Origin of the sequence: Treponema sp. OMZ 805 (assembly GCF_050937395.1) — a bacterium.
Taxonomy (GTDB): domain Bacteria; phylum Spirochaetota; class Spirochaetia; order Treponematales; family Treponemataceae; genus Treponema.
The window spans coordinates 1-17,664 of sequence record NZ_JACCLP010000007.1 but is presented as its reverse complement, the minus strand read 5'-3'; the positions used below and the strand labels follow the sequence as shown (position 1 = coordinate 17,664).

14 protein-coding genes and 1 tRNA gene are annotated in these 17,664 nt (G+C 47.3%); 3 read left to right on the top strand and 12 right to left on the bottom strand.

Going from position 1 to position 17,664, the window contains the following annotated elements:
• Nucleotides 1–112: 112 nt before the first annotated feature.
• Both HGH47_RS07025 and HGH47_RS07020 read left to right on the top strand, forming a co-directional pair.
• Nucleotides 113–1,771, top strand: a complete 1,659-nt coding sequence (locus HGH47_RS07025; protein WP_432911275.1) for a FumA C-terminus/TtdB family hydratase beta subunit — start codon at nucleotides 113–115, stop codon at nucleotides 1,769–1,771.
• A gap of 169 nt (nucleotides 1,772–1,940) precedes the next feature.
• Complete coding sequence (locus HGH47_RS07020) at nucleotides 1,941–3,788, top strand: methyl-accepting chemotaxis protein (RefSeq protein WP_432911272.1); 1,848 nt, start codon at nucleotides 1,941–1,943, stop codon at nucleotides 3,786–3,788.
• A 112-nt stretch (nucleotides 3,789–3,900) separates the two neighbouring features.
• On the opposite strand, the gene HGH47_RS07015 is transcribed toward HGH47_RS07020, so the two are convergent.
• The 6 genes from HGH47_RS07015 to HGH47_RS06990 all read right to left on the bottom strand — a co-directional run bounded on the left by HGH47_RS07015 (nucleotide 3,901) and on the right by HGH47_RS06990 (nucleotide 11,127).
• Nucleotides 3,901–4,188 carry an HPF/RaiA family ribosome-associated protein gene (locus HGH47_RS07015; RefSeq protein WP_016522159.1) on the bottom strand — a complete coding sequence of 96 codons (288 nt, stop codon included), beginning with the start codon at nucleotides 4,186–4,188 and terminating at the stop codon, nucleotides 3,901–3,903.
• A 372-nt stretch (nucleotides 4,189–4,560) separates the two neighbouring features.
• Nucleotides 4,561–6,336 carry a selenocysteine-specific translation elongation factor gene (selB, locus tag HGH47_RS07010; RefSeq protein WP_432911267.1) on the bottom strand — a complete coding sequence of 592 codons (1,776 nt, stop codon included), beginning with the start codon at nucleotides 6,334–6,336 and terminating at the stop codon, nucleotides 4,561–4,563.
• A 35-nt stretch (nucleotides 6,337–6,371) separates the two neighbouring features.
• Nucleotides 6,372–7,721 (bottom strand): L-seryl-tRNA(Sec) selenium transferase, encoded by a 1,350-nt coding sequence (gene selA, locus HGH47_RS07005; protein WP_432911264.1) that lies wholly within the window; start codon nucleotides 7,719–7,721, stop codon nucleotides 6,372–6,374.
• Nucleotides 7,722–7,726: 5 nt separating this feature from the next.
• Nucleotides 7,727–9,103: an MATE family efflux transporter gene (locus tag HGH47_RS07000; protein WP_212564817.1), complete on the bottom strand. Its 1,377-nt coding sequence runs from the start codon at nucleotides 9,101–9,103 to the stop codon at nucleotides 7,727–7,729.
• Between the two features lie 22 nt (nucleotides 9,104–9,125).
• Nucleotides 9,126–9,854: a glycogen-binding domain-containing protein gene (locus tag HGH47_RS06995; protein WP_212564816.1), complete on the bottom strand. Its 729-nt coding sequence runs from the start codon at nucleotides 9,852–9,854 to the stop codon at nucleotides 9,126–9,128.
• A 283-nt stretch (nucleotides 9,855–10,137) separates the two neighbouring features.
• Nucleotides 10,138–11,127 carry a tRNA dihydrouridine synthase gene (locus tag HGH47_RS06990; protein WP_212566572.1) on the bottom strand — a complete coding sequence of 330 codons (990 nt, stop codon included), beginning with the start codon at nucleotides 11,125–11,127 and terminating at the stop codon, nucleotides 10,138–10,140.
• A gap of 399 nt (nucleotides 11,128–11,526) precedes the next feature.
• Between HGH47_RS06990 and HGH47_RS06985 the strand changes: the two genes are divergently transcribed.
• A tRNA-Leu gene (locus HGH47_RS06985) sits at nucleotides 11,527–11,608 on the top strand.
• A gap of 52 nt (nucleotides 11,609–11,660) precedes the next feature.
• Here the strand turns inward: HGH47_RS06985 and HGH47_RS06980 are convergent.
• From HGH47_RS06980 to HGH47_RS06955, 6 genes are all read right to left on the bottom strand, one after another.
• Entirely contained in the window at nucleotides 11,661–12,383 is a 723-nt protein-coding gene (locus tag HGH47_RS06980; RefSeq protein WP_212564815.1) for a DUF4097 family beta strand repeat-containing protein, read from the bottom strand.
• A gap of 13 nt (nucleotides 12,384–12,396) precedes the next feature.
• Entirely contained in the window at nucleotides 12,397–13,128 is a 732-nt protein-coding gene (locus HGH47_RS06975; RefSeq protein ID WP_212564814.1) for a YggS family pyridoxal phosphate-dependent enzyme, read from the bottom strand.
• A 158-nt stretch (nucleotides 13,129–13,286) separates the two neighbouring features.
• Nucleotides 13,287–13,751, bottom strand: a complete 465-nt coding sequence (locus HGH47_RS06970) for a glycosyltransferase (RefSeq protein ID WP_432911258.1) — start codon at nucleotides 13,749–13,751, stop codon at nucleotides 13,287–13,289.
• Nucleotides 13,752–13,760: 9 nt separating this feature from the next.
• Nucleotides 13,761–17,144 (bottom strand): hypothetical protein, encoded by a 3,384-nt coding sequence (locus HGH47_RS06965; RefSeq protein WP_432911256.1) that lies wholly within the window; start codon nucleotides 17,142–17,144, stop codon nucleotides 13,761–13,763.
• Entirely contained in the window at nucleotides 17,108–17,359 is a 252-nt protein-coding gene (locus HGH47_RS06960; protein ID WP_432911253.1) for a hypothetical protein, read from the bottom strand. Before HGH47_RS06960 ends, HGH47_RS06965 begins: the two co-directional genes overlap by 37 nt.
• Before the next feature lie 92 nt (nucleotides 17,360–17,451).
• The coding region (locus HGH47_RS06955) for a hypothetical protein (RefSeq protein WP_432911250.1) at nucleotides 17,452–17,664 on the bottom strand (213 nt) is incomplete at its 5' end.

Below are 17,664 nucleotides of genomic sequence, written 5' to 3'. Positions count from 1 at the left end.
GGATTCCGCATTATAAATAGAGTCAAAAAAAATAGTGATATAACCGATATAACCGATATATAACCGATGCGTGGGCTGGTAAATTTGTTCTTTTCGATGTATACTGATGTATATGGAATTTGAAAAGATTATTCCCGCCTCCGGTCTTGCGGCGGTACAGGGCGGAAACGGCTTACTAGTTAACGGCAGCGTACTCGCTGTCTTTGCAGAGCAAGCGTTTAAACGCTTGTCCTTTACCTTTCCTCAAGAACATTTGGAAAGTTTGCTGAATGTTGCGTGTGATCCCGCATCTTCGGAGAATGACCGGCTCGTTGCAGTAAAATTGCTGGAAAATGCCGTCATTGCGGCGAAAGGTACGCTGCCGCTCTGTCAGGACACAGGCGTTGCACAAGTTTTTGCATGGAAGGATTCCTCTGTGTATTCGATCTTAAATGCTGTGAATCGAACAATGCCTTTCACTTCCGATACGGAAGCGCTTACTGCCGGTGTCGGGAAGGCGTATAAAGAGAATAATCTGCGGTTTTCTATCAACATTCCTTCTTCGCTTTTTGATGAAAAAAACTCGGCTACCAATTTACCGGCTCAAGTCGATGTATTCAGTACAAACGAAAGCGGCGAGCCTTCGTACCGTTTCTTGTTTTGCGCGAAAGGCGGCGGTTCATCCAATAAAACGGATTTTACCTGCGCGACTAAGGCGCTGTTAAACCCGCAATCATTTGAGCGTTTTTTGCAGACAAAGATCGCCGCCCTTGGAACGGCTGCCTGTCCCCCGTACACGATTGCCGTTGTTATCGGCGGCTTAAGCCCCGAACAAAACTTACAGACGCTTAAGCTGGCAACGACCGGCTATTGGGATGCGGCAGAGGCGTTAAACGAAGCCGGCGGTGCTATCCGTTGGACGGATACAATCGGCGGAGTGCGCCCCCTGCGGTGTAAGGATTGGGAAGAGCGGGTATTACAGATCGCAGCGGAAACAGGATTGGGCGCCCAGTTCGGCGGTTCCCACCTTGCGGCGCATGCCCGTGTGTTCCGATTGCCGCGGCACGGGGCAAGCTGCTTTGCCTCTATAGGCGTATCTTGTAATGCGCACCGGAACCTCGTCGGTTATATCAGCCGCGAAGGCGCCTTTTTGCAAAAAAATATTTCCGATCCTCGGCCGTTCTTTGAAAAAGCCGCGGCATATACAGCCGGTGCCGATGCGCATCATGGAGAGCCGGTTAAGGTTGACCTCAGCTCCATCGAGGCCGCACGCGCCAAGCTTTCCGACTATCCGGTAGGACAGGCGTTCCTCTTTTCGGGAGAGATTTTAGTTGCGCGTGATGCGGCGCATGCCCGCTGGAAGGCATTGCTGGAAAGCGGTAAGCCGCTGCCCGATTACACGCTGCACTATCCGATCCTGTATGCAGGGCCGGCGGAAACACCGAAAGGCGCCGTTATCGGCAGTTTTGGGCCTACAACGGCAAACCGCATGGATCCCTATGCAGACGATTTGATGAGCAGGGGTGCTGCGTTGATTACCATTGCCAAGGGGAACCGGTCTGAACTGTGGCGTACCGCGTGTAAAAAATACGGCGCCTTTTATCTCGGCACCATCGGAGGCGCTGCTGCGTTGATTGCGGAAAAGCATATTACCGCGCGTAAAGTCCTCGACTATCCCGATTTGGGAATGGAAGCCGTACAGCTGATTTCGGTGAAGGATTTGCCGGTATTCTTGATTACGGATGATAAGGGGAACGATTTTTACGCTTCCCTACAAAAGAGCCTTCGGTAGGAAATGCGCATCCGGCGAGAAAAGAGAGCGTTTTTCTAAATGGTCTAACACTCATGTGCCGTTTAGTAACCATGGTTCTTTTTACGAAAATTTATTGACCGCGAAAATAAAAACTTCTATCATGGCAAACACTATACCGTAACGCGGTACAGTGTGGGAGGTATCACCGATGACTACTGTAGTTTCAAAGCCGCCAAAGTCTATTTTTGTCTTGAATCTTTTCATATACAGCGGTGTTTTTATTTTTATTTTCTTATATGCATGGTATACAAGAGTAGTTCCCAGAGAGGCGCTCTTTAAAATTTTTATGGCGCCTTCTACATTGTTGGCCGCCTGTATTACAATTCTTTTTCCTATTGTTCTCTATAAAAGAACTATGAATATCGTTCTCAACTGGGAAACGGAAGAAGACGGCGTAAATAAGGCGAATAGAGCGCTGAATATATATTCAAAGCTCAGTATCGTGGTTCCGATTGTATTATCGACTGTAACTCCGGTTGTATCACTATTATGGGTAGGTATGAATTCTACCGCACAGTTTACTGCAGCAATTTTTGCATCGGCTGGATGCTTGTTTTTTATCGCACTCTTTTTTTATGTGATTTGGATTCAGGCGCTTGAACAATATGTAAAATTTTTACCGCTTGAAAGAGAACATATTGCTATGTCTTATACAACGCGCGGTATGCTTGTCGGTTTTTTCCTTTTTATGGGTATCATTTTTCTCTGTGTATCTCCGTTTTTAGCAAGCCTCTATAACGGTATGACGATCGTCGGTACGATAACGCATTCAATTATTCCGATATCGTTGGTGGTGTTGGTGGGTGCCCTTTTTGTCACTTATACGCTTTACAAAGGTATTAACAACGAGATCGAAACTATTGTGTCGTTTACCGATAAGTTAGCGGTTGGAGATTTTACTCCGAGTCACTTAGAATTACGGCGCCGTGATATTTTCGGGCTTTTGGGGACAAGATTGAACGTATTCCATAAAAACACAGTCGCCTTACTTGCCGGCGTAAAAAACAATACCCAAGCAATGAAAGATGCTATCGGAGTGCTTTCCGTGAACACGGCGCGAACAGCGGATTCGGCTCATCAAATAAATGCCAATGCCGAAGGAGTGAAACAACAGACTATCGCACAGGCTACAAGTGTTATGGAAACATCCGCTGCAGTCGAAGAGATAATCAACACGATCAAACAACTGAATGCGAGTATTGAAGTACAAGTGGAAAGTGTCGCTCAGTCTTCATCATCGATAGAACAAATGGCAGCGAATATCGCTTCTATTACGCAAACGCTGGAAAAAACCGATGAGGCAATCAAACGGCTTGCCGATGCGACTGCCGACGGGAAAACAACAATAGTGAATTCCAATGCCGTAACAAAAAAGATAGCTGAGGAATCAGGCGGATTGATAGAGGCAAGCAATGTTATCCAAAATATTGCAAGTCAAACAAATCTCCTTGCAATGAACGCTGCAATCGAAGCTGCTCACGCAGGAGAAGCCGGCAAGGGATTCGCAGTCGTTGCAGACGAAATACGGAAGTTGGCGGAAGAATCTTCCGTACAAGGCAAAACTATCACGATGACATTGAAAATGCTCGGCTCCGAAATCGCGAGTTTATCTACGTCATCAAAAACCGTCGAAGAAAAATTTGCCAGTATTTTCGAACTTTCCGAACATGTAAAAGCAATGAGCACCAATCTTATGAAAGCAATGGGTGAACAAGAAAACGGCAATCGTGAAATCTTGGGAGCAATCTCGAATATAAAAACAGTAACATCGGATGTCAAAAGCGGGTCGGAACAAATGCTCAAAGACGGAACTCACGTTAGCGGCGAGATACGGAAGCTTGACGGCCTGACAAAAATTATCACCGATAATATGAACGCAATGGCGCACGAAGCTGTTCAGATAAATAATGCCGTACAGGAGGTAAATGCTATTACGCAGCAGAATAAAGACACAATCGAAAGCTTGTCTGCAGAAGTCGGTAAGTTTAAAGTATAGTTCGGTGTTCGCACCGGAATTATTCGTGTAGAGAGTTTAGTTCCTTCTCACTAAATTCACCTTGAAGGAATCGATTCCCTCTACACGAATTAACCGATTTTTTTGATCTATGTTATTTTTTAGCTTGTATCTTATCCTTTTCCTTTCGTACTTTTTGATCCAAAATATCCATCAATTTATTGACCCCTGCGTTAAAGTCATAATCTTCGGTGGAAACGTGTGCGGTTCCGCCCTTAAAATTGACGGTACATTCATAGGTAAATTTTTTGTCGAATTTTATCGTGCAGAGGACATCGACAATTAAATCTTCCGCATACTTAATCCGTTCAAATTTCTTGTGCACGAAGGTTTTTTGATCTTCGTCCAGCGTAAATTTTACCGCCTGTAAATTGATGTTCATACGAGACCTCCTATACGGTATCAGGTGTGTGAAGGCGCCGCAAAAGTAGCTGCCTTTTGAAGCGTTCCTTCTTTCGAGTCATTCTAAAAAGGTTGAACACGTTTTTAGAAACCTTCCTTATTAAGTATACGTAATAAAATGCAAAAAGTCGAGGAGAATCCGCATGTATTCCTCTTTTCCTTTTGCACGAAATTTTACCTAAAATTTCATGCATTTTTTTTCGGAAGAAGGGTAATCGTACCAGACAGATAAATCAAAATCGCAGAATCACAGAGGTTATGAGACCATTTGAATCGCGAAGAGGTTCAACTCTGGTTGAATAGCCTCTGTGATTCTGCGGGGCCGTAAAAAAATAAGTCCGGTGCGATTACCCTACAAAACGATCCGGTCATTCTCCTGCCGCCTTACCTTGCCGTTTTTTTCCAGAATATTGAGTAGGGGGATAACATACTTGCGCGAAAGATTGGTCGCGGTACGGGCATCTGCAATGGTGATGACGTCCCCTGCTTTTTTCCCTTTTAAGATAGCGGCAATCGCTTTGTCGTATATCTCACGGTGGTAGTGCAAAAAATTTTCCAATACAACGAGTTTGCCGAGCTTTACCAAATCGCGAGCGTCTTTCCGCACCTGCGGCAGCTGGATTTTATCGATTTCGATACCGTCAAACCCTGCTTTAAGCGCCAACTGTAACAGCTGTTGTGCCGTTTTCGACAAGGTTTCCCCGCTGCCTGCCAGCTTGTATACACTGCCTTCATTGACCAGTTTGTTTTCCGCGCATAGTTTTTTCAAGATTTCCTGCCGCACCTTTACCGGCACGGCCGTATCGATTTCCTCAAGCGTAAAACCTGCCTGACTTTTCTTTGCGGTCTCTAAAATCTTTGCTTCCCATTCGGCAAGCTTTTTGGTAAAGATGAGTTGTTTGCCGCAAGCCGTAACGTCTTTTGCATCAGCCGAAAGCTCCTTAGGTTCCGCGCGGTCTTTTTCTATAAAGCCGGTGATAAAAAAGCCGCAGCTTTTCCACGACGGTAATTCCCGTCCGGCATATACCGAAAAGAGCTGTTTAAAGACAGATGCGCGGTAGGAGTCAAAGGCCGCAAGTATTCTGCATGAGGCGAGAATGGAACTTCCGCCATGCCTGATAAGGACGGCTGGTTGGTTCCAGCGTCCGGCGATAGGTTCCTGCAAGGACACCCGCGCCAGCGTAGGATCGGTTTTATTAAAGTGAATCGCGCCGATGGCATTGGTACTGCCGGTTGCAAGTTCCAGTTCGATATGATTTTTCATACCGGCGCCGGTTTCCTGTTTGTTAAAATATTCATCGACGCGGACGAGCAGTTCGGAGCCTTGCAGTACGGGACTTTCGCCCATGCCTGCAAGCAGCATCCCGCGCGCTACCTTTTCTTTTTCGGATATTTTCAGGTTGAGTGCCGTCCGCATTCCCGATTCGGAAGAAGATACGTCGGCGTGGTGGTTTTGAATGTTTTTAATCTTGCACTCGGTTCCGCCGGGATAGAGTGCAAGCTGATCGCCGACGGCAATGCTTTTACCGCGGAGCGTACCGGTTACCGTGATGCCGATTCCTTTTAGCGTAAAGGCGCGGTCGATATACAGGAACGGTTTATCTAACGGAGCTGTGTGGACGGCGCTCAATAATTCCGTAATTTTTTTCTTGAGTTCGTCGATACCGGCGCCGGTATGTGCGGAAACAGCCACCGAGGGTAATTCCCTTCCGAGAATTTCGCGGCAATGCCGATTTGCATCTTCCCGTATCAGCTCGATCATATCGGGATCAGCCAAGTCTGATTTGGTTATGACCAACAGGATGGAGTTGATATGCATCGCTTTAAGCACCCGCAGGTGATCCGACGACATCTGCATCCATCCGTCGTCTGCTGCGACAATCAACATTGCCGCGTCAAGTCCCCACGTGCCTGCCACCATGTTACGGATAAACCGTTCGTGTCCGGGAACATCGACGATGCCGACCGTTCCGTGTACGGGATCTTCCAAGGCGGCAAAACCCAGCTCAATGGTCATACCCCGCTTCTTTTCTTCAGGGATGTGGCTGGTTTCCACTCCGGTTAAGCATTTTACCAATGCGGTTTTGCCGTGATCGACGTGTCCGGCGGTTCCCAAAATATATGCCATAGTCAACGCACCTCTGTGATTTTTTTAGCGAACCTCTAAAAGCCGGGCGAGTTTTTAGAGATGTCCTGTAATTCTTTGATAATATAGGTATCATCGGCAGGATTCACGGCGGCAAGGTGTAGCAGCAGCCTGTCCTCCGAAATAATAGCGATAATCGGAATGCTGCAAAACCGCAGCGCTGTCTTTACCGCTTCCGGTTTATGCGTGTGCAGCATAATTGCCCATGACGGGAAGGTCTCGTCGGGGGTGCTGCCGCCGCCGAGCGAGAAAGGGTAGGGGACAACACATGCGGTTCCGGACGGCAGTTTTCTTACAAGTTTTTCACTCCGTTTTTTTATCACGGCAGGGTCAAGCAGCAACGCTTCGGCCGCGGCGCTCTTTCCGTTATTCAGGTAGTGCACGAGGGTCTCTTCCATTAAAGCGGCGACGGCGCGGCCTACCCGATAGGTGCGCATCAGCGGATGGCGGGCAATGAGCGCGATTAAATCTTTTTTGCCGGTAATCCATCCGCACTGCGGGCCGCCGAATACTTTATCCCCCGAAAAACAAACGAGGTCGGCGCCTTCTTTTAATAAGGCCGGTACGGTCGGCTCGTCTTGTAGGCTAAGCGAAATAGCGCCTGAACCTTGATCCACCGCAAGGATTACCTCAGGCGGTAGGGCCTTGCGGATGGCGGTAAGGGAGGGCTGTTCCGTAAAGCCGCGGATTTTATAGTTTGAGGTATGCACCCATAGCACCATCGCCGTCTGTTCGGTAACGGCGGCGGTAATGTCTTCAAGGGTGGTGATGTTGGTAGTGCCGACTTCTACGAGCGTACAGCCTGCTTCCCGTAGAATGTCGGGAATGCGGAAGCCGCCGCCTATTTGCACCTGCTGGCCGCGCGCAACGATAACCTCTTTTCCGCTTGCAAGCGCTTTAAGTAACAGAAACACGGCGGCGGCGTTGTTGTTCAGCATCAGCGCCGCTTCCGCACGGACAAGCGTACTCATCGCTTCGACGGCAAAGGGGAACCGCTGTCCCCGTTTGCCGTCCTCCAAATCCATCTCGATAGCCGAGTATGATTGGGCTGCTTCCTTTGCCGCATCCCAAATACCGTGCGGAAGCGGGCTTCGTCCGAGGTTTGTGTGCAGGATAATGCCCGTTGTGTTGATAATCTTCGAAATCCGCTTCCGTATATGCTTTGTACATCGCTGTCGGATGTCCGCTATACACGCATCAAAAGACGGAACGGCGGCTCCTTTTAAAGCCTCAGCCCGTATCTCTTTGATATACTCCGATACGATGGAAGATACAATCGGTCTACCGAGCTTTTCGATGCAGCCGGAAAGGTCATGATGTGAAAGCAGTTTTTCGACTTGCGGTATCTGTGCCAGTGAACCGTGCATGGCGGTTACTCCTTTTTTTCAGTGGTGATGGTGAGCGCCGACACCCATTTTGTCCGCAAAATGAGGACGGTTGCGATGAGCGCAGTTGTCATATTCGAAAAGAGATTTCCCCAAAAAATAGCGTAGTAGTGCAGGACATGTTCCGTTGCCAGCACAAAGATATAGCGCAGCAGCCATATACGGAGAACCCCGAGCAAAAGCGGCATCTTCGTTTTACCGAGTCCGATAAACGCGCCTTGGATGGTCATACAAATACCGAAGCCGACAATCGAATAAGTGTAGATGTTGAGCGCATTGTTTGCAATACCGATAATTTCCGGCTCTCGCCTGAATAAGACGGTTAGATAAGGCGAAAGCGGAATCATAATCGAAATCATTATAACGGCGATAATGATGCTGGTAATACAGCCGAGTAGGCAATCCCGTTTCGCTTTTTCAGGGCAACCGGCGCCGATGTGCATACTGACCATCGTAGTAATTGCCGCGCTAAAAGCCGCAGGTAGATTGAAGCACAGGGCATTGATATTGCTCGCGATTCCCTGCGCCGCAACAACGATGGCTCCGTATTTTTCAATCTCTTTATTGATAAGAAAAAAGCCGAGGTATAAAAAAGAATAGTTGAACATTGCCGGAAAACCGACTTTCAGAACCTCTCTGATGATCTTTGAATCGAACTTGAAGTTTTTGACATCGAGCTTGTCCGGACTTTTGTGGATGAACAATTCGTATACCATCCAGATTGTGATCGTTGTATTTGCCAAAAGCGAGGCGAGTACGCACCCGAGAATTTCGAGCCGCAATACATAAAGAAAGAGAAAATTCCCGACAACCTTCATAACAAAGAGGATGGTCATTCGGGTAAAAGCCGCTTCGGGTTTTCCATTCGCGTTTTTGATACCGTTGTATACGGACTCCAAAAAGCTGAACGGTAAGACGATGCTGTACCACGCGATGTACTGACGGACATACGGCGCTATATCGCTCTGCAAGCTCCGTGAAACCGCCACACTGATGATAAGGAGCAGTGGCGCGCTAATGATACCGAGCATAACCGCGAATAAGAATATCTGTGCTGCGACCCGTTTCCCTTCTTCGATTGCGCCTCTGCCGTTCAGCTGCCCGATAATTGCCATCGCAGCAACGCTTAATCCTTGCGATAAACCCAATACCATCGAAATAATCGGCTGCGAAAAAGTTACCGCCCCTGTTACTGCATAACCGGTGAGGTTATTGATAAAAAGCCCATCGGTGAATGGCATCATCGCTTGCACGGTATTCATCAGAAGCGAGGGAAGAGAGAGAATAAGCAATGTTTTAATAGGGTTGGCGGTCAGGATGAGTTCGCGTCGCGCTTCCGTCGATTGCTTCAGGAATGTCTTCATACGGCAAGAAGCCTATATGCCGCTATTCCACGGAAATAACGGAAGCGGTTCTGCCGTCGGCCATGTAGACGTGTTCGCGGTTTGTCGTATCGGGAATTTGCTTTCCGTCTTTAAAATATGCGTAATACCAAACGCCATTCGGCAGCGGAAGGTATAATTCGTATCTGCCTGGCATCACTTCTTCCAAGGTATACATAAAGGGATCCCAGTTATTGAATGTGCCTGCAAGGTATATCCGTTTGCCCGATTCTCCTTGATAGACAAAACGAGTTCTGCCGTTATTTTCAACAGCGGTTCTATATTCTTTTTGATACGGAATCTTTAAAACCGAAAGAGACATTCCGGCGGAGTAGTCGAAGATTTCATCGGGATTGAGCGGATCGGTAGACCAGAGACCGTTGATAACCAGCCGATAGCGCAGCTCTCTCATTTCTTCAGGTATTTGCATGATGTAGAAGAGAATTGATTTTTTGGTTTCGGTGCTATCATCGCTTCGATACAAGCGCTGGAAAGAATGAATTGATTGAAAGTTTTCATGTTCAAAGGCGATACCGACATGGCGTGCGGATCCGGCTGCCGTAAAAATGATATATTTTCCGGTGATAAGCGGCGCATCCGTCCGTGCAATTGTTTCAACAAGTTCGCCGTAGGTGTATGTGTCGATGGTAGTTTGCTCCGCCGCTTGCACCGCGATCAGTATACACAAGAAAAAAAAGACCGCCACGGCTTTTTGCCGTATTGCATTGCGCATGATGTCCTCCCTGAATATTTTAAACATCGTAACTAAATCTCAGGAAACACCGATTGTAATCACTGGTAGTTAATCGGCTGTTATCTTTGGGCATCTCTAAAAACTCGGTTAGATTTTAGAGATGCCCGACGAGTTTTGTTTAAGTCTTTATTTCATAATGACTTAAACAAAACATCGCAAATAAGCTTAAGGAAAACCTCTCAAAACTGAAGTTTTTAGAGGTTCCCTTTTCTAATAATAACATACTTCTATTTAATAAGCATCGGAAAATAATCCGAAAACTTTATATTTCAATCAGTTTGTCGTCCGGCGACTGCTCAAAGTAGGTGTGCAGTACGCGCTCCATTTCTTCCCTGCTTCGAGCCCGCAGCACCTGTGTTCTGCAATAGTGTGCAAACGAGAAGTTATCGCAATAAAACTGAAAGAACCGCTGCGCCCGCGTAAGAAAGAATTCCGGCGGCTGTTCGGCTTCGAGGTAGTGCAAAAACGATAACGCCGTTTGTTCAAGGTCGATACGGTACGGTGCGGAAGTCGAATCGCCGACACGTTTGCGGCGTATTGCTTCAAAAATCCACGGCATTTGTACCGCTGCGCGTCCGATCATCCACCCCGCGCAAGGATAGTGCTGCGCGGCGGTTTGCAGTTTCTCTGCCGAATTGATGTCTCCGTTGCCGTATACCGGAATAGGCAAATCCTTCGCGAGCGTTGCCGTGTATTCGTGGAGAGCCGGCCGCGCATAGCTTTGCCGCTGCAGGCGTGGGTGGATCGTGATAAGTTGCACGCCTTCATCAATCAACATCGTACAAAAGCGTAAAAGATACGCATAATTGATAGTAGCGCCGAGTCTCAGCTTTACGCTCAGTCTAAACGACTTGCCTTGTTCCGTAGAATATGCCTCAAGCGCTTGTTTAACCGAGCGCACCGCTTCGGCTGTCGTGTTAAGCGGCTTCAGCATCCATGCAACGCCCGCCCCCGTTCGTACAATCGGCGGCGCGGAACAGCCCATGTTTAAGTCAACCCCGCTGCCGCCGTGCTGCAGTACGATAGGTATCACCTGTGCGAATGCCTCCGCCTTAGGCGAAGTGAGTTGCCACACCAGCTTTTCCGGCACGGGGTTTGCCCGCAGATACCACTGTTCAAACCGCCCGCCCGCAAGCAGCGACGGCGCATGAATCATCTCGGTAAAGTATTCGTCGGGATCGCCGAAGGTATGGATAAGCATCCTCAATCCCGAATGGCTGATATTTGCAAGCGGCGCCAGTATGAGCTTCATCGCGGATAACTTTAGCAAAAACTCCGTGATTTTGCAATGCGTGGAATTCCGCACATTTTTTATAGCAATCGGGCAAACACACTACTGACGAGAATCAGCGACATCCGTGCCGCTGTTGAGCAGTGTACCTCCCTGTACACTGCTTAACGACGAGTTTGCAACGCAAACTCACTTCTGCATGGAACCACGGACATCCATGTTCGTTCTGAAATACCATTTGCCGTTAGCCTTTTGAAATAGACGGTGTAGATGCTAGGAGCCTAGCCGAAATAAAGCGGAGGCGTACTTTTTGTACGTCGAGCATTTATTTCGGCGTAGCGACAACGCAGATGCACCGTATATTTCAAAAGGTCTTGACTTTATTTGTAATCTTAGATATAGTACAGCACTGTTACAAATGCGGCGGTGGTGGAATTGGTAGACACGTCAGCTTGAGGTGCTGATGCCGCGAGGTGTGCTGGTTCAAGTCCAGTTCGCCGCATGAAGGCTTCTTTTGAAACTCAAAAGAAGCCTTTTTTTATGCACGAGGAATATCAGTTTCCGGTATTTTGCGTTGAAGCTGCCGTTTTTGTGTCTTTTTTTGTAAAGCTGATTGAAGTTTTTGCTGCGCTTCCCGAAAAGATGATGCGGTGTTTTGCTTTCGCGTTGCCGTATTCTCCCGGGCTTTTGGTAAGTTCATTACCGGCAATGGTGAGCGTCCCTCCGTTTTGGACGTAATCGATATGATATTCGGTCTCTTCCGAAGGGAAGACTATGGCAGCGGTTGCATCGGTTACGGTGAATGCACAGGATTTTACAATTTGTGTTTTATCAAAGGACAGCGCACCTCGCACAATATTGATTACGGCATTTTTAAAGACACATTCGGTAGTTGTTACCGATCCCATATTCAACATCGCAAGGATATGTACTGCCTGTACTCCTTCGAGGCGGATATCCGCACGGCTTACCCGTATGCTGCAATTTTCCAGCAACATCGTTTTCGGTATAAAGACATACAGTGTGCCCTGAGAAGGAGTCATCTGGCGTATCCGCAGGGTTTTTTGTGTCTCTATGCAGGACAGTTTTTTGCCTTCCGCAAGTTCAAACCGATAGGCGATGCGCTCTTCATCGAACGTTTCTGCAATCAAATGTACCTGAGAAAGCTCAATATCAAGACCGTTGGTCTTCGACCGTGCGTAGGTAAGCTCTTCGCCGAAAGCGGTTAAGGCAGATAGTAAGAATATAATTACAAGCAAAATCTTTTTTTTCATCATCTCTTTAGCATTATTATGAAGGGTTTTGTTCATTCCAGTAGTAAGTATCGGGATAATGACGTTCGCCGAATACCGCCGTACCGATACGCAACATGGTCGAACCTTCTTCAATGGCAATTTCGAGGTCGCCCGACATCCCCATCGAAAGAATATCCGTAGAAACATTCGGCAGCGCCAGTGCCGCAACGCGCTTTTGTACCTGTTTAAGGCAGCGGAAGCATGCCCGAACCTTGTCTTCTTCCCCGGAGAATAATCCGATAGTCATAAACCCGCGGATAGTGACATGGGGTAGGGCAGCGATGGCTTTTACCAGATATTCCGCTTCTTCCGGCGCACAGCCGAATTTACTTTCTTCCGCTGAGGTGTTTACCTGCACTAAGATGTCGAGCTTACGGTCTTCCTGCGCAAGCCGCTGTTCCAGTTTTTGCGCCGTATCAATATTATCGATTGATTGGATACATTGAGCATATTGAATAACCTCTTTAATCTTATTCGATTGCAGATGCCCGATAAAATGCGTCGTATGCGGCACTACGGAAAGTGCTTCATATTTATCGCGCAACTCTTGTACCTTGTTTTCGCCGATTAAAGTACAGCCGTAAGAAAAAGCCTGTAGAATCCGCTCCGGCTCGACGGTTTTAGTTGCAAGCAGCAGCTGAACTTCTTTTGGATCGCGCCCTGCCTTTTTGCACGCCACTTTAATCCTTTCCATAATATGCAGGATGTTTTCTTGAATAAGTTCCATAAAAATGTACCGTATGCTCCTGATACCCTAAAGTAAACCTGTTCGGAAACTTCCGTTTCGGAACAGGTCTAGTATATAATCCCTTTGGTATTTATGCAATGGAAAAACGGACGATGTAACACAGCATCAGGTATGCAGGAAAGGGTAATTCTCAATTCTTAATCAATAATTCCCCACCATTCATCCAGCAGAGCCCGTGCTTCTGCCTGTAATGAGGGAACCACGCAGGCTTCCAGCTGTTTGAGGTTATCGGCACGGTATATGCGCCCTAATGCCTGTACCGCTTCGCGTATACGGCTGTCCGGAATAGGGTGTTCATCTAGATAAGAAAGGATAATAGTAAACACCGAGGAGGTGGAACACACTTTTTGCCATTCGGCAAGATCGGTGATTTCTTTGCGGGACGTTATACCGGTGTTGATGCGGTAGTTATACACGGTATCGGGGCTGCCGTCGTTTACAACAATCGTTTCAAAAAGCGGCGCATCCTTTTGCGCCAAAACACTGTCTAAAAACCGCTCCACCAGCCCCTCTGTCCCATATACCGGCACGCAGAGGCTGACAAGCGGCTTTTGCTGTGCGGCACGCCCGAAGCGCACCGCACAGCGTTGGAGAAAACTCATCTTACGGGGTTATTCCCAGCTAAAGCCGGAACCGGGCTGCAATTCTTTGGTGAATTTTCCGGCGGCATCCTTTTCTTCCGGTGTGTTCAAGTTTCCGTCTAAGTCGTATGTCAATACTTTGTTGTCATTATGCACCGGATTACTGGACGAACCGGAATTGTGTCCGTTTACATCATAAGCGCCGTCCGAAGCAATCACAAGTTTTTTCGGCTTAACGGCAATAAAGCGATAGAACCCATAGCCGACTCCCGGATTTGAACCCACCGGAGGTACGGCACTCTTTTCAGCAAGCTTTTCTGCGTTGCCGGAGAATCCCACCACCGTCTTACCGATTTTGTACAGGACGCTGCTCATCTTAAATTTATCAATGGTACATTTGCCTGCATCATTATTCCATTTCTTGGTCTCTTCTGCCTTTGACGTAATGGCATACAGCGTACCCTCAACCACCTGTAAGTCGTTAATTGCTTCTTCGTACTCGATATACGGTAGCTGACTGCTACTATACGGCTGCGGATTTGGTATTGGAGTATCAGGATTGTCGGGATCCACATACGACGAAGCATTTTCAACAACCGTAACCGATCCGTTGGCATGCTTTCCTTTCAGGAATTTTTTTACCTTTAACCGGTATTTAGGAATCTGATTACCTCCTACAGTCTCTTCATATATCTGCTTTACACCGACGAATACCCCGTCTTTGTTTGCGGCGAGTGCAGTCAACAACTCTTCGCGGGCAAAGGAAGTAAAGGGCTCCGGCTCTCTTTCTTCATCAAAAGAATATTGCCATTCTATCTTCTTTACAGCCCACTGCAACGGACTATAATTGTTAATGCCGTAATACAAGATATTGGTACCGCCGGAAACATCCACTGCAATCGACACAGGCTGTTTCTGCTCGTTCTTTATTTTCATATCTCCCGTACTATTCAAGCCGGTATCCGTAGGCGTAAAGCGTTTGACCTTATAGTCCGAGCCATCACGCATCACGATATAAAGATTACCGTTTTGGTCATAGCAGAACACATCGGTAAGATGTTGGGAGGGGGTAGTACTAAGTGCAGAGGATGAAGAATATACCTCCGTTCCGTTGTCACCGACCCAATATTGGCTGCTGCCTTTCTCCCACAGCAGCATCTTCGTTTCGGGATATGTGTACTTATCATAGCTTTTAAACCATGTTGCACCGTCCAAATCCAAAGAAGAAGCGCTCAAGGTGTTATTTTTACGATTAAAGGCCATAATGCGGTCTTTATTGCCGTTGATATAGATATTTTCGTTCACCTCCTCGATATTTACGCCATCGTCTGCAATGTACAGGGTATCCCCGTCATAGCCGAGAAAGCCTGCCGGATAGGAAAAATACTGCGCATCATATCCCATGGAACCGGGGTTTGCAGCAGCCGGATTAAGGCCGCTGTTATTGCCCGACAGTACGACCGGCGTTAATTGTGTAGAACCGTCGTACGTGTATCGCACTATTTTACCCAGCGCATAGAAGGCCGCTCCCCCAATGACATTTTGTTGGGCAAGCACGCCGTAGACACCCTTTCGGTCGGCAAATAAGCCGGTGCATACCATTGGGCTTTTGGTGGGATGCTGCCAAAGTTCATCAAGTGCCGTTTCGGCTTTATCCGTAGTAAATGCAAAACTTCCTGCCGTCTGCACCTTATATGCGTACAGTTTTTTAACATCGTCCGAGCCAACCTTCACATCCATTGCAAAAAAGAGCGTACCGTCAAACGCGGCAACGGCATCGATAGTTACCGCCCCCCGAACATCGGGCATAGTAACTGTCGCGGGGCCGCTGAAAGAAGCATAGCCGTTATCAGCCTTTGCCATATATGCGGTAATCATAGTATCCGTGGAACTTACCCTCGTGCGTTTGAGCAAAAAGACATCCGCCGTTTTAAAATCTACGGCAAGATCGGTTATACCGGTATCGGGCAAAGTAAATCCCGTCTTTGCAGTTCCGAAGTTATTATCTTTTGTACCGTCCGCGCTAAAGCGTTCAAGATGAAGCTGTGCAGTCGGCGTACTGTCGCAATACAACACATAAACATTCCCCGCGCTGTCCCGCGCGGTCATCAGCTTGTCCTGCTGCCTTGTGTTGATATCCTGAACAAGCTCTTTTACGCTGCCGTCCAAAGTTTTCAGCTTGAGGGTAACATGGCCGTCCTCATCGCGGCTCCACAATAAATGCGGTATCTTCGTTGGAGGATATTCACGGTATTCCGCAAACCATGTTACGTCGGAGGCGGAATCTTCAAAGGTCAAGACCTTGGTATCACGATTGACCTTTGCAATACGGTTTTTGTTGCCGGCAATACAAAAGTCTATATAGGGATTTTCGCTTATTTCAGCACCGTCATCCGCAATGTAGAGGTAATCCTCATCATAGCCGATAAAGCCTACGGGATTAACAAAAGCATTCTCCTCAAAGGTAAGGGATGGATCGTTTTCTCCTGCTTTGGAATGGAGCCCTTTCACTGTTTTATTTGCAAGCCCCCCTTCACTATATGTATAATGGACAAGCGCTCCTACCATATACCACTGAGGACTACTCAATGAACTTCCATACAGCAGACAGTAGACGCCGCTTTCATCGGCAAAAAGACCGGTACATGCAGTCCACCCGCCTAGAGAACTGGGGCGGAGATTTTCCAACGTTTCTATGGCTCTTTCAACCAGTGTCAAGGATGTACCGGATAACGTTACATCGCAGGCAATCAGTTTATTTGCACTTGTTGCTAAGAACAGCACGCCGTTATATGCAGCTGCTGCGCTAACAGGGAGAGCAGTAGCTGCCCCATGCAACGTACTAATGTCAAACGAACCTGAACAGGTAAAGACCTTAGGGCTGCTTTCTGTTAGCGCGTATACATTAGGGGAAGAAGTATCAAATACAAAAATGGTATTGGTTTTAGCATCAACCGTCATAGTGCGGATGCGGACAGAGGATGGCAGTGCACTCGTAATAGCGGTCTCAAAGTGGGCATCCTCAGTCCCTTCGGTATCAAAGCGGCTAAAATGTCTTGAACTCCCCTTGTCATAGAGCACATATATCCTGCCTTTACCGTCACGTGCTATGACCGGATAACCCTGATGATTGCCGCGGATTTTAACATCATCAATAAGCTCTTTCCCGTTTGCCAGCTTGAGCGTAATTTCAACATCTTGAGGCTTGTTCAGTTTAACCTTGGAAAGAACATTCCCTACACTCTTCGGTGTTTTAGACAGCTTTACGACAACATCATTGTTTCCGGCCGTAACGGTATGTTCTTTTGAACCGCGCCATACGCCTGCTGCCGTTGTAACAACGACCTTTACGGTAATTTTGGTATCGATATTAAGCGTCAACTCAACAGGCGTTTTGCCGTTTCCTTTTGCCAATTCAGTTCCATCTTTATCGGTAACGGTAATTTTAGTATTGGTATCATCAAAAACAGGCAATCCGCTGGCGGGATCAACGGCACGGGCTGCCCCCCCCCAATGATAACCCGTACCGTGCCGGTTCCTTTTCCGGTAGTCATACCGTTACATGCCGTAAATGCAAAACACAGCGCTGCAAAAAAAATGCTTACAAAGTTTACATATCGTTTTTTCATAGTCTTTCTCCTCCCATAAAAAATAGCGATTCGTTTATTCGTACTTGTCAATGGAACAAAACTTCCAGTTTATCCGTTATCTTTTTCAGTATTCACGCTTTACCGTTTTTCTCAAATCTAGTATATCCCATCCCGTAGAAAAAACATAGATCTGCGAGAATTATTTGCAAGGATTCTTGATGCATCAAAGTCTTTTTGCAAAAGCCGGATGGGGTTTCCAAAGGAGGGGCCTTTTTGTGCAGACGGGTAAACGCATCAGGCAGATAAATTAAATTCAGCAAAATAAGAGAGGCTATGAGACCATT

Excerpts from the sequence above, each read along its gene's own strand:
- selA (WP_432911264.1), bottom strand. The coding sequence starts at position 7,721 with ATGCACGGTTCACTGGCACAGATACCGCAAGTCGAAAAACTGCTTTCA.
- HGH47_RS07015 (WP_016522159.1), bottom strand. The coding sequence starts at position 4,188 with ATGAACATCAATTTACAGGCGGTAAAATTTACGCTGGACGAAGATCAA.
- HGH47_RS06960 (WP_432911253.1), bottom strand. The coding sequence starts at position 17,359 with ATGAAAAAACGATATGTAAACTTTGTAAGCATTTTTTTTGCAGCGCTG.
- HGH47_RS07025 (WP_432911275.1), top strand. The coding sequence starts at position 113 with ATGGAATTTGAAAAGATTATTCCCGCCTCCGGTCTTGCGGCGGTACAG.
- HGH47_RS06980 (WP_212564815.1), bottom strand. The coding sequence starts at position 12,383 with ATGATGAAAAAAAAGATTTTGCTTGTAATTATATTCTTACTATCTGCC.
- HGH47_RS06990 (WP_212566572.1), bottom strand. The coding sequence starts at position 11,127 with ATGAAGCTCATACTGGCGCCGCTTGCAAATATCAGCCATTCGGGATTG.
- HGH47_RS07020 (WP_432911272.1), top strand. The coding sequence starts at position 1,941 with ATGACTACTGTAGTTTCAAAGCCGCCAAAGTCTATTTTTGTCTTGAAT.
- HGH47_RS06995 (WP_212564816.1), bottom strand. The coding sequence starts at position 9,854 with ATGCGCAATGCAATACGGCAAAAAGCCGTGGCGGTCTTTTTTTTCTTG.
- HGH47_RS06970 (WP_432911258.1), bottom strand. The coding sequence starts at position 13,751 with ATGAGTTTTCTCCAACGCTGTGCGGTGCGCTTCGGGCGTGCCGCACAG.
- HGH47_RS07000 (WP_212564817.1), bottom strand. The coding sequence starts at position 9,103 with ATGAAGACATTCCTGAAGCAATCGACGGAAGCGCGACGCGAACTCATC.
- selB (WP_432911267.1), bottom strand. The coding sequence starts at position 6,336 with ATGGCATATATTTTGGGAACCGCCGGACACGTCGATCACGGCAAAACC.
- HGH47_RS06975 (WP_212564814.1), bottom strand. The coding sequence starts at position 13,128 with ATGGAACTTATTCAAGAAAACATCCTGCATATTATGGAAAGGATTAAA.